Below are 12,293 nucleotides of genomic sequence, written 5' to 3' on the forward strand. Positions count from 1 at the left end.
GCGGTTTTAGGAAGACAGGTTGCTTGCACGTTGGACGCGCAACAATCTTGCTGCAGGAATGTTAGTTTCTAAAGGAACCTTACCGGACTTCTTCATGGGCCATCCTCTACTTGACCTTAAAGACCGAACTGCTGTCGTGGTTGGCGGAACAAGCGGCATCGGCTTGGCGCTCAGCAAGGCACTCGCACAGGCAGGAGCGAACGTAATACCTACCGGCCGTCGCGCGGAACTGGTCAGGGACGCCGCATCCGAGGTGGAGAAACTTGGCGGGCGCTCTCTTGTCGCAACCTGCGATGTCCATGACAACGCCAGCCTCGAACAATTGCTGCAGGTTGTTTGCGAATCGTTTGGCAGCGTTGAGATTCTGGTGAACTGTGCTGGACGAACCAAGCGCATGCCCACCCTGGAGTTCCCGGATTCGGAGTGGGACGCGATACTTGAAACCAATCTCAAGGGTACGTTGCGTGCGTGTCGAGTGTTTGGCCGGCACATGGTTTCTCGGGGCTACGGACGAATCATTAATATCGGCTCTCTTTCATCCTTTGTCGGTCTCTATGAGGTCGCTGCCTACTGCGCGAGCAAGGGCGCGGTGGCTTCGCTTACCAAAGCCCTTGCGGTTGAGTGGGCGAAGTTTGGAGTATGCGTTAACGCGCTGGCCCCAGGAGTTTTTCGAACTGACATGAATGCTGCGTTGCTCGACGGCACAGAGCGGGGAAGGGAATTTCTTTTACGAACTCCCATGCGGCGCTTCGGACAACTCGATGAGCTTGCCGGGGCCGCGGTGTTTCTTGCTTCAGACGCGGCGAGCTTCGTCACTGGGCAGTTGCTGGTTGTGGACGGCGGTTTTCTTTCCAGCGGCGTTAACCAGTAAGGAATTCCGTACAATCTAGAACCGCAGTGCTGAGGATCAGCCGTAATGCAGAATGTAGTTCTTAAGCTGCACCCCAATGACAACGTGCTGATCGCTCTCCGCGACCTGCGCGAAGGGGAGAAGATTACATTCTCCGAGCAGGTGTTCGTTCTTACCTCGGACGTTCCTGCCAAACACAAATTCGTAACCGAAGATCTCTCGCCCGGCGCGGATGTGCATATGTATGGAGTGTTGGTGGGGAAGGCCGCGCAGCCGATCAAGAAGGGATCGGCGCTGAATCCCCGAAACGTCCGGCATGATGCGCTGCCCTTTCGGGATAAATCGGCGGAACTGACCTGGACTCCCCCTGATGTCTCGCGTTGGCGCAATCGCAAATTCCTCGGATACCGCAGAGCCGACGGCCAGGTCGGCACGCGGAATTATTGGTTAGTGGTGCCCCTGGTTTTCTGCGAGAACCGGAACATCGAAGTTCTCAAACAGGCTTTTGAAGAAGAGTTGGGATTTGCGCGTCCAAAGATTTACCGGCAGCTGGTTGCTGAAATGGTCAGGCTGTACCGGGAAGGCAAGCTGGACGACATCGGCTCGCAACCGGGTGAATCAGCCGTGCAAGGGGCCGCCAAGCCTGCGATTTTTGAGAATGTCGACGGCATCAAATTCCTCTCGCATCAAGCCGGGTGCGGGGGTACTCGAGAAGACGGGAATAATCTGTGTGCGCTGATCGCGGGCTACCTTCACCATCCGAACGTCGCCGGAGCTACCGTGCTGAGTCTTGGGTGCCAGAATTCGCAGGTCAGCATTTTGCGAGAGCAAATTGCCCGGCGTGATCCCAACTTCAGCAAACCACTTTTGGTATTCGAGCAACAGAAAAGTGGCTCCGAGTTCCTGATGATTTCGGAGGCGATCAGAGACACATTCATAGGTCTGGCGAACATCAACAAGAGCAACCGGTCTCCCGCGCCACTTTCAGACCTATGTGTCGGGTTGAAATGCGGTGGTTCGGATGGCTTTTCGGGAATCTCAGCTAATCCGGCGGTGGGTCATGTGTCCGATTTGATCGCGGCGCTCGGAGGCAGGACGATTCTTTCGGAATTTCCCGAACTGTGTGGAGTCGAGCAGTCGCTCATCAATCGCTGTAGTCGGAAGGAAGTTGCGGATCGTTTCATCGAACTCATGCGCGATTACGCGGCTCGCGCCAAGGCTGTCCGCTCTGGCTTCGACATGAACCCCTCGCCGGGCAATATCAAAGATGGTCTGGTGACGGATGCGATGAAATCCGCGGGCGCGGCCCGCAAGGGCGGTACGTCTCCAGTCACCGCAGTGCTCGACTACCCGGAATATTCCACAGAACCAGGACTTAACCTGCAGTGCACGCCCGGCAATGATGTTGAGTGTGTAACGGCTCAGGTGGGCGCTGGGGCCAATGTTGTTTTGTTTACGACTGGGCTGGGTACTCCAACTGGCAACCCGGTAGCTCCGGTTGTTAAGATCTCCACCAATTCTGATCTTGCCCAACGGATGCACGACATCGTCGACGTCGACGCCGGCCCGATCATTTCGGGCGAAAGGACAATTGAAGAAATGGGAGAGGCGCTTCTGGAATCGATCATTCAAATCGCCAGTGGCGAGATTCGAACCAAGGCCGAGTCCTTGGGGCAGGATGATTTCATTCCATGGAAACGCGGCGTGTCGCTCTGAAATACCTTGCAATTGATCCAGCTATCGAATCACTAGAGGACAAATAAAAGCGATTCTGATTTTCGGATTCTGTGTTGCGTGGACTGCAAGTATTTTTGCAGCGAATGATCCTGCCCCGGAAGCGTTTCGAGTGTTCGCAACTCCCGCGAAAGAAGCGCCGGTCATTTCGGCGTATCTGAAATATCAAACGGAGACGGCATGGGACGACGACGACCAGCGCGTCAAAGCCTGGAGCGGAATACGGACTGAGCAGGATCTGTTGCGCATCCAGCGAGAGTTGGAACGAAATCTGCTCGGGATGCTGGGCGGACTTCCGCGTGAAAGAACGCCGCTGCATCCGCAGATTACCGGGACAGTTCAAATGACCGGCTTTCATATCGAGAAGTTGATTTATGAGAGTCTTCCGGGTGTTTACGTTTCCGCTCTTGTGTACGTCCCGGAAGATGGGGTCAAGAGTCATCCAGCGGTGCTGGTGCCCGTAGGCCATGCGCCGAACGGAAAGGACTATTATCAAGCACTTTGTCAGCGGCTGGTGCAGCGCGGATACGTCGTGATCAGCTGGGATGCCGTGGGGCAGGGCGAACGCAGTCAGTTTTGGGATGCAAAAGCAGCAAGGAGCCGCTACAACCTGATTTGCGCCGAACATGCCGTGATGGCGAATCTCGCATTTCTCGCCAACACAAATCTTGCCCGATGGGAAGTTTGGGACGGCGTGCGTGCGGTGGACTATTTGCTGACGCGGCCCGAGGTGGATCCACAGCGCATCAATATCGCGGGCACAAGCGGCGGCGGATTCCAGGCGGCCCACATCGCTGCTCTGGATCGTCGCATCAAAGTCGCAATTCCTTCCTGTTACATCACCGCTCTCCCGATGCGTGTGTACAACCGGATATTCAAAGATCCTGATAGTGACCCGGAACAGGATCTCTACGGGATGGTCTCGAACCACGTCGACCATGCAGGGCTGCTGCTGATGATGTATCCGCGCCCGGTGTTCGTGGCGGCGGCGGTTCTGGATTTTTTCCCAATTGAAGGAACGCGTAAGACGGTGCGGGAGGTGTCGGATCTATACAGTAAATTCCAACATGGCGACCGCATTGGGTGGACGGAGGGATATCACGACCATCAGTTCTCTGCTGAAAATCAGGAAGCAGCCCTGGATTTTCTGGATCGCTTCAACGGAATGCCGAAGAGGCAAGGGTTGCCGGTGGTTAAACAACTCGACGACAAGACGCTACAGTGCACACGGACCGGCCAGGTAATGCTCGACTTCCCAAACGCCCGATCAATGATGGACGTGATCCGCGATTATTATCTGGAACACAAGAACCAGCCAGCAACGACTCTGCGACAGCTCTATGAATCCAAACTCAACCCGCGAATCAACTCATGGAGGGTTGCGGAATTTGAGCGTGCGGATCCCGGAAGGGAAGAGATCCGCTGGGAAGCACGCGGGAGTTCAGATTTCGAAGGCGTCACGATCGAAAAATATTCGCTTCATCACAGTCGATATCTTGAGCTGCCGCTTTTGTACATTCACCAAGCCCACAGTGGCCGCCGCAAGGTGATGTTGTGGTTTGGGGAAAACGGTAAAGTGACAGTGCAGGACTGGCCGGCTGTATCGAAGTATCTCGCGGCTGGGTACGATATTCTTTCCGTCGACCCGCGCGGCCTTGGGGAGACCCGCATGCCATACAAGGTGGTGTCGCCCGACGATCCTACGCTGGCGCAAGCCGATATCGAGCGTGCTTATGTGAGTCCGCTTTCTGGGGTTCTGAGCGACTACGTCTATAACTCGTTGCTGACCGGTCGGCCGTACTTCCTGCAAATGATCGAAGATGCAGAGATTGCCACCCGGTTCTTCCAAGGACACTTCGACCCGCATGCCGAATTTGTGGTCACTGGAACGCATGATGCGTATACCTTGGCCAGCGCGATTTCCGAAGCACTTCCGAACGTCAGCCTCGTCCCACAACCGGATGGTCAAATCATCAAGTGGTCTGAAATTGTGGATCGCAAAACGGAGATATGGCCGATTGAGTACTTGCTCCCGAGCGGGGCATACATTCACTGAACTCTTGCCTTGATGAAAACTCAAATATTTGTCACTGGCTCAGCGGCAAAAGTACGTTGCGGAACCAGGGGAGGCTAAGCATCGCCGTGCAAATCGAAATTTTGCCGGCAGGCAACAAGTTCAATTTCATTTCCGCTTGTCCACCAATCGAATCAAGCCAAATCGTTCTGGGACGTGAAAGGTGTTCTTCATCGGAGCCTGCCAGGTCACCTCATGTTGGTCCGACGGCGGACCTTCGCTCCGGAACAGGTTGATGCGAAGCACGTTTCCGGGAACTGCTGGCCGAGTATCGATGGACGCAATTGGAATACGCATCGCGGCATACCATGTGTGCGACGCCGCATCGATCCGTGCCTTCACTTCAAATCCTGAATTCCATGTCCACCCGTCTTCGTGATGCGGTTTGTGCAGGTCGATATCCAGGTCGATCCACTCCGCCTGAGGTGACACTTCGAATTCTTTGTAGCGTTGAATATCTTTGAAGTCGGAACCGATAAATACTTCGGCGACGTTCCAATTCCACAACTGGTTCGTCTCTCGATCCGTAGCCGGCGAAGGCTTCAGATACAGTTGCTGGTAGGGGCAGATAAATAAGAAGTAGATATTGTCCTTTGTCCATCGCGTGCGCACCTCGGTGCGATACCGGGGCAAAACGTTCCCTTGAGTGTCTTTCTCTACGAAAGTCTGGGAGGACGCGTGCCAGAACGGGGACGTGGGATCGAGGTCCAAGGCGATATCTTGGGCGGCGCGGATACTCTCAATCACCGCCTGATCCGCTGCAGCTGCCATGCTTGAGAAAAGCAGCAACATCAACAGTGTCTTAACGAAACCATTCATCAGAATGCTCCTGTACGCCTCACACACCTTTGCGCCACTTCGGATCCTTCTCACTCTTGAGCGCGACCGTAATCGATCCGTCGGGATTGATCGGCTGCTCACACGCCCAGGCGACGGGCTTGATTACTCCCGGTCGAACCTCAATCTTGGCGGACAGGTTGACGTTGCCGCTGTAGCCGTTGGGGAGAAGAAAAGAAGCTTGTCGGATGCCGCCGCCATAGGGATGTCCGGCATCGAGGCTACCGCGCAGGCTGAGTTTTCCATCGGGAGAGTCGACGTGCAGCCAGAGCACTCCCGGAACTCCTGCTGCTCCGCGATTGGCGACACATACGATGAGTTCGAAAGTGCCGTAACGTTTTCGTTGCCACACCCATGCTGGTCGCAGACGGTAACCAATACTGGTCCGCAAGCGTTCGAACCCGCGAGGATACATTTCGTTGTATTGCGCCAGGTTGGACGCTTCGGTCCATAGAGCCCAGTAGTTCGCTTTCAGATCGGGAACATGCAGCATGTAATTCTCGAGAACATTGATTCCACGTTCGTCCGGCTTGAGAGCAGTTACGTCGTACTGGCGAAGGTATCCGTCTTCCATAATGGCGGCCAGCCAAGGTGGCCGGTTGGCGAGTTCGTCGATTTGAATTGGCTCCTCGACGATGATGCTGTCCGATCGCATCCAGGCACCGGCGCGAACGGCCATATCGATCACGGTCCGATTCCCAACGTTGCTGATATCCGGCTGGGTATTGACGGCGATCGGTGTCTTTTTCCAGGTGTTGAGCTGCCGCGCGGTCATCGAGACCGAGGTTCTGTGCGCAGTGACATAGTCGGGGAAAGGGTTTGGATAGTCGCTGGTATGTCCTTCGCCCCAGAATCCGTATTGCATCATGTCCATCCACTCGATCAGGGGGTTTCCTTCGAACTCGGCGGCCAACAATTCATTCAGTTCCGCAAACGCTTTCTGAAACTCCGGATGGTCGTAGCGAGGTTCACGAAATTGAGCATCGCCCTTCCCAGGAATACGGCCGATATTCACCATCGGTATGCGATCTCTCAGGAATGACGGAATCGCAATTTGTTCCGGCTGAAATGAATAGTTAGAGAGTTGAACCCGGAAGGCGACTCGTAGCCCCTTGCGCTTGGCGGCGTCGAAGGTGAGAGCCCAAACAGGGTCGAGGTCAAGGCGTCCGGGGCGCGATTGCACGTTCCGCCAATCGCAGCGGATGTAAAGCACATCGACGAAGGGGAGGCTCGACATCTTTTCGACGTGCTGCTCAAGAGTTTCCCGTCCCGCTCGCGCCGCGAGAGACGGGCCACTCTCCTCCCATGCGTAGCCGATCAGTCCCAATCCTGGATTTCGCTGCGGCCGCTCGGATGGAGTTGTAAATAGAACGGTCTGCCAGCCCTGATCCTGTTCGATGTCAAATGGGCCTTGATCCAGGCGTTGCGGGGAAGATGGGCCAACTCCGAAATCGTAGAATTTCGTTCCAACATTGGCGTGAGCGATGGCAGGTAATAAGACGGCGCTCTTTAATAGGTCTCGACGACGCATTCGAGTGGTCCCCCTCGTTAATTTCGACCTCGCAGCGCCCGCAAACTACAGAATCTGCCATTGCAATCCATGGCTCACCCGGGAAATTTGATTCCCGCGAGGCTTTCGTTTACCTTACCATAGTTTCGATTACTTTCTTTCTGAGTCATTCTCAATTCAGGTGCCGCATGAATTCGCACGATTTTGTAGAACAGGGCTGGCTGGAAGAGCTCGGCAAGTCTCAGGCAGTTGTGGCTGAAATGCTGGCACGAAATCCAGAAGAGCAAAAGCGCCTGGGTTACTTTCACACGCTCCGCGAGATATGTCAGCAACCTGGGACATGGATGCACACCGCGAAGTTGTTGCAAGGATCGGCCCGTGAAATATCGCCGCTCCTCAAAGGAATTTCGAGCCTGGTACTCTCCGGTTCGGGCAGTTCTGAATTTGCCGGCGACTGCGTGCGGATGGTTTTGCAAAAAGAACTTGTCATCGACACTCAGTCGATCGCAGGGGGTACCCTGCTCACGCATGGCAGGAGCGCGGTCCCCGTCGGGAGACCTGGGTTGATGGTGTCAATTGCGCGATCGGGCGATAGTCCTGAGAGCGTCGGCGCGCTCGAGTTGATGCTCAAAACCGAGCCTGACTTTCGTCACCTGGTCTTGACGTGTAACCGGCAGGGAAGTCTAGTCAACAATTTCCGCACGGACTCCCGAGTGACCGTAATCACTCTTGACGAGTCCACCAACGACCAAAGCCTGGTCATGACCAGCAGCTTTACCAACCTGGTGATCGCAGCGCGTTTCCTTGGTTTAATCGATGAATCCAGTCGCTACCGCTCGATCTGTGATGGCCTCAGTCGCGCCGCTGCGGGATTATTGCGCGATCACTTCGGCACCTTGGCGGCGGCTGGTAAAGCCTCTTTCCGTCGTGTGCTTTTTCTGGGAAGTGGCTCGCGTTTCGCCGCTGCCCGCGAAGCCTCGTTGAAGATGCTGGAAATGACAGCGGGACGCGTCACCGCCTCTTGCGAAACCTACCTCGGCCTGCGTCATGGACCCATGAGCGCCGTTAACGAGGAGACTCTGATTGTCGGCTTCTTGTCTACCGCACCCCAGGCACGAGCCTATGAATCGGACGTTCTGCGAGAACTTGCGCGAAAGCAGCTGGGGCTTTTTCGAATTATTGCCGGTAAGGGCGTCCCGCCGGACCTGGTTCGCGCGGGAGATGTGTTGATCCCCTATGACAGCAGCGACGAACTGGAAGATGACAACGTCACCGTTCTAGACGTGGTCGTTGGCCAGATATTGGCCTTTTCCCGATGTCTCCACGAGGGGCTTCAGCCTGATTCGCCGTCTCAATCCGGAGTCATTCAACGGGTGGTGCAAAGTTTCGCATTGCACCTCCCTTCCTAGGCGTCATTCCGCCTGCGCGGTTGCGGTTTATGTCGAATACTTTCTTTTTATTGTTTTGAAGCTTGCCTTTGTTTGCGCCTTGCGATACAAGAGTGGGTATTCAGTAGCCCGTCTTCCGTTCAGGAGAGCCCGATGAATCTCAAGAAGTTCCTGGTCTGCTCGCTCATGGTTGTGCTTAGTCTTGCATGCGCCCCGTCGCTTGTTGCTCAAGGCACAGATTTAGGCACGCTTCGCGGCCTGGTCACCGATGCCACCGGCGCTGCCATTCCGCGCGCCAAGGTCGTGATTCTCGACCTCGCGACCAATACCTCGCGTGAGACGACGACCAATTCGCAAGGTGAGTACCAAATGTTCGGGCTTAGGGCGGGCAACTACAAAGTCACGGTGTCGGCCGCCGGCATGGGCACAACCGACGTGACGGGAATTGTCTTGAATGGGAGCGCCACGGTGAGCGCGAATGCCACACTGAAGGTGGCGAGCAACGTGGATACGATTGAAGTGGTCGCTGTGGGCTCTACCATCAACACGGAGAATCAGACGATCAGTGACACGATCACGAACCGCGCGGTCGTCGACCTTCCTCGCGACAGTCGCGATGTGTACTCGTTTCTTTATCTCAACCCCAACATCACGCAAGCCGGGTCCAGCGACAACGTGGACTTTAAATTTCTCGGCGGCCAAAGCTATGGTGCAAATTTTTCGGTCGACGGGCAGCGCTCCAATGGCGGAATCTTTGGCGCGCCCACGAACAGCCAGCCTTCGATAGAAGCGGTGGGCGAAATCAATGTCCTGACCAACGATTTCAGCGCAGAATATGGCGGCATTGCCAACATTCGGGTAAACACGAAACGCGGCAGTGCGGGTTATCACGGCTCGATTTTTTACAACAACAGTAACTCGGCGCTGGCTGCATGGACGCTGGCGGATATTGCGGCGAAAGGGGAATTTGCTCCAACGCCCTTTCAAAGCAAATACCCGAATCCATACTTCAATCTCACAGACGTCGGTGGATCACTAGGCGGACCCATTCCGGGATTGAAAAAAACGTGGTTCTTCACCGCCTATGAGCGCAATTGGGAGATCTCACCCGTACGTGTGTCGGCGACCAACCTCCCTCACCCGAGTCTCTACACGGGCGATTTTTCGCTGGTGGACGACGCCAACAAGCCGGCTGTCCCCGGGGACGTTACGCTGACTCCGGAGGAGATGGCGAACGACACGGTCGGAGGGCTTGGGCAAAAGTTCATCACGATTCCAACGCGCCTTCTGAATCCCACCGTTCAAAGTTTGATTGGCACGTATTTTCCGAAGATCGGCCTCTCCGCTCCAATCAATTTGGTCACAGGCGCGATTAACGGACCGGACGATCTGACCGGATACCAGACCCAGCTTTCTGGCAGGTTGGTTCGTGATCGGGGCACCTTGCGTGTTGACCACGATTTTAGCGACCGCGATCATGTCAATGCTGTCTACAACGCATTGGCTCTTACTTCGGCTCGTCCGCTTGTCCAAAACCCCTATACCGGACTAGGTCTTCAGCAACTTGAATCCCGAAACAACACGCTTTCCTTTTCCTACACGCATGCCTTCAGCGCCAATGTGATCAATGAAGCGCGCGGAGGATTCAACAAGGAACGGCTACAGCGCCACAGCAATACCACGCTCGAAGGCTTTCTCTCCGGGATCGGATTCGATCAGTCTGACATCGACGCGTATGGAGCGGTCGTCGGTACGTCCAAGTTGACGACACATGGGCACCCGGCCGTACAGTTCGGCCGGAACTTTGCAATATTTCAGAATGGCGGACGAAATACAGACCGTCCTATGGATCAGAACCTGGCAACATTCGGAGACACTCTGACCTGGGTCGTCAGAAAACACACTCTCAAGATGGGCGCCGATTTCGTTCGCAACCAGGCGCTCGATGGTTTTGCTGTGAATCGCGGCAATGTTAGAGGCTTGGTCAGCTACGGAAGCGCCCGGAGCATTGATCCGTTCGCGAAGTTTCTTCTGGGAGAGCCGGCCAACACGGTCTCGTACGTAAACTTCCCGAGGCCACCCATGGACGTATCTAACTGGGAGCAAGGCTTCTTCGTCCAAGACGATTGGAAGGTCACGCCGCGCCTGACTGTGAACATGGGCCTGCGTTACGAATTGATCACGCCGTTTGTTGAAAGCCATGATCTACTGGCGAACTTCGATCCCAACTTTGTGGATTCCAACACGGGAACGAAAGGTCGCTTCGTCATTCCTTCGGATCGAACGCGGGCATTTCTAGATCCTCGCATCCTAGGTCAGTTTAATGTGGTGAACGCGAGCCAGGCTGGCCTGAACATTGGCCGCGGATTGGTACGCACCGACAAGAACAACTTCGCTCCGAGAATCGGCGCCGCGTTTCGCTTGACGGACAAGTCGGTTATTCGAGGAGGATATGGTCTCTTTTACCCGACCTCGGCTGCACAGGGTATTCGCGATCCAATCGGGACCAACCCGTTCAATCAGGGGCTGACCAAGGCTTCCGATCCGGACGCTGGCAACTTCCTTTCGCCGTGGCCGGGATTTGAGCACGGTTTCAGTCCCCTGACAGGCGGTTCCCTGACCACAAATTTCGCCTCCCTGCCTTCGATCAACGCGGTGCCGGTTGGTCTTGAGCAGCCACGCATTCAGCAGTACAACGTAACTTACGAACGCGAGCTTACCTCAAACAGTTTTATACGTTTCTCGTATCTGGGAAGCGCGCTGAGCGGCTTGATTGCAGGCAAGGATTTGAACGAAATTCAGCCCAGCGACATTCCGTTTGGAACCACGATTGGCGATGGCATAACCCCATGTGACCCCGTGAACGAAGGGGATTGTTTGCCCTCTGCGGCCGATATTGCACGCCAGCCATTCCCGGGCCTGGGCGACTTTCTTTCCAGTTTCGGGAACGTTGGCCACGGCCGTTCCAACGCTTTCCAGACCCAGTTTGAGCATCGCTACTCACACGGTTTATTGCTGAACATGTCGTACACGTACCTCCAGCAAAAGTCCACCGCCCTGGATACGGTGAATTCAAGCCTCGGAGGCGTCGGCTACAATCCGTTTGAGCCCGACCGCGACTACGGACAGGAGTCGTTCGTACCCCACCACCGGTTTGTTGCGTATGCAGTTTATGACCTGCCCGTTGGACGCGGAAAACGTTTTGGGTCGTCGATGTCGAACTTGGCGAATACGATCCTCGGCGGCTGGCAGACATCCTTCAACATGTTTGCTAAATCCGGTGCGGGGTTCACTCCGTATTGGGCTTGCGACGACTGTGCTTCGATTGAGCCAGGAAACGTGGGTGTGAGTTCTGTGGACGCAGTGGGTGACTTCAACTGTTGCGTCAACGGCGTCGCATCATTCCGTCCACCCGTGATTGGAAACTATAAGCACCGGGTAGGCAATCAGATCTGGGATCCGAATGCCTTCGGCGATCCAATTCTGGGTGCTGATTTGTTCAGCAATCCCGCAGTCGCTACACGCAACCTGCTGATTGGTCCCGGCGCATGGGGTGTGAATCTCGGTGTGCACAAAGAGTTTCATTTCGGCGAACGGTTTACCGCTTCGCTGGGAGTCGATATCGACAACCTCTTCAATCATCCGATGTTTGCGCCCGATGCAGATTACGGCGGCGGCGGCGGTGAATTTGCAATGCTGGGAGACTTCAACGTCGCCGTAGATCCGGCGACATTGAAACCGATCATTGCGACAAATCCGGATACCGGGTTACCTGATATCACCCGCAATGATCTCTTCGGGCAACTGGTTCGATCGTTCGACCAGGAAGGTGTGAATAGCCGGCGCACCATACGTCTGCGGGCGAGGATCACGTTCTAGATGCTCTCACCCTGCGCTAGT

Annotated in this window: 7 protein-coding genes; 5 read left to right on the forward strand and 2 right to left on the reverse strand. The window is 55.4% G+C overall.

Annotation, left to right across the window (positions count from 1 at the left end; translation table 11 throughout):
• Window positions 1-94 precede the first annotated feature (94 nt).
• From HY010_06665 to HY010_06675, 3 genes are all read left to right on the forward strand, one after another.
• Entirely contained in the window at window positions 95-871 is a 777-nt protein-coding gene (locus HY010_06665; GenBank protein ID MBI3475395.1) for a glucose 1-dehydrogenase, read from the forward strand.
• A 45-nt stretch (window positions 872-916) separates the two neighbouring features.
• On the forward strand, window positions 917-2,566 hold the full coding sequence (locus HY010_06670) for an altronate dehydratase (GenBank protein ID MBI3475396.1): 1,650 nt from the start codon (window positions 917-919) through the stop codon (window positions 2,564-2,566).
• A gap of 130 nt (window positions 2,567-2,696) precedes the next feature.
• A complete protein-coding gene (locus HY010_06675) occupies window positions 2,697-4,640 on the forward strand; it encodes an acetylxylan esterase (GenBank protein ID MBI3475397.1) in 1,944 nt (647 codons plus the stop codon).
• 126 nt (window positions 4,641-4,766) lie between these two features.
• Here HY010_06675 and HY010_06680 read toward each other — a convergent pair whose 3' ends face one another.
• Together HY010_06680 and HY010_06685 are read right to left on the reverse strand one after the other, a co-directional pair.
• Window positions 4,767-5,477, reverse strand: a complete 711-nt coding sequence (locus tag HY010_06680) for a carbohydrate-binding family 9-like protein (protein MBI3475398.1) — start codon at window positions 5,475-5,477, stop codon at window positions 4,767-4,769.
• Window positions 5,478-5,496: 19 nt separating this feature from the next.
• Entirely contained in the window at window positions 5,497-7,026 is a 1,530-nt protein-coding gene (locus HY010_06685; protein MBI3475399.1) for a hypothetical protein, read from the reverse strand.
• A gap of 239 nt (window positions 7,027-7,265) precedes the next feature.
• On the opposite strand from HY010_06685, the gene HY010_06690 reads away from it, so the two are divergent.
• On the forward strand, window positions 7,266-8,414 hold the full coding sequence (locus HY010_06690; protein ID MBI3475400.1) for an SIS domain-containing protein: 1,149 nt from the start codon (window positions 7,266-7,268) through the stop codon (window positions 8,412-8,414).
• 132 nt (window positions 8,415-8,546) lie between these two features.
• Complete coding sequence (locus HY010_06695) at window positions 8,547-12,272, forward strand: TonB-dependent receptor (protein ID MBI3475401.1); 3,726 nt, start codon at window positions 8,547-8,549, stop codon at window positions 12,270-12,272.
• Window positions 12,273-12,293 lie beyond the last annotated feature (21 nt).

This window comes from Acidobacteriota bacterium (genome assembly GCA_016196065.1).
Taxonomy (GTDB): Bacteria; Acidobacteriota; Terriglobia; order Terriglobales; family Acidobacteriaceae; genus Acidiflorens.

Coding starts and splice junctions, on each gene's coding strand:
- HY010_06665 (MBI3475395.1), top strand. CDS start 95: ATGGGCCATCCTCTACTTGACCTTAAAGACCGAACTGCTGTCGTGGTT.
- HY010_06670 (MBI3475396.1), top strand. CDS start 917: ATGCAGAATGTAGTTCTTAAGCTGCACCCCAATGACAACGTGCTGATC.
- HY010_06680 (MBI3475398.1), bottom strand. CDS start 5,477: ATGAATGGTTTCGTTAAGACACTGTTGATGTTGCTGCTTTTCTCAAGC.
- HY010_06685 (MBI3475399.1), bottom strand. CDS start 7,026: ATGCGTCGTCGAGACCTATTAAAGAGCGCCGTCTTATTACCTGCCATC.
- HY010_06690 (MBI3475400.1), top strand. CDS start 7,266: ATGCTGGCACGAAATCCAGAAGAGCAAAAGCGCCTGGGTTACTTTCAC.
- HY010_06695 (MBI3475401.1), top strand. CDS start 8,547: ATGAATCTCAAGAAGTTCCTGGTCTGCTCGCTCATGGTTGTGCTTAGT.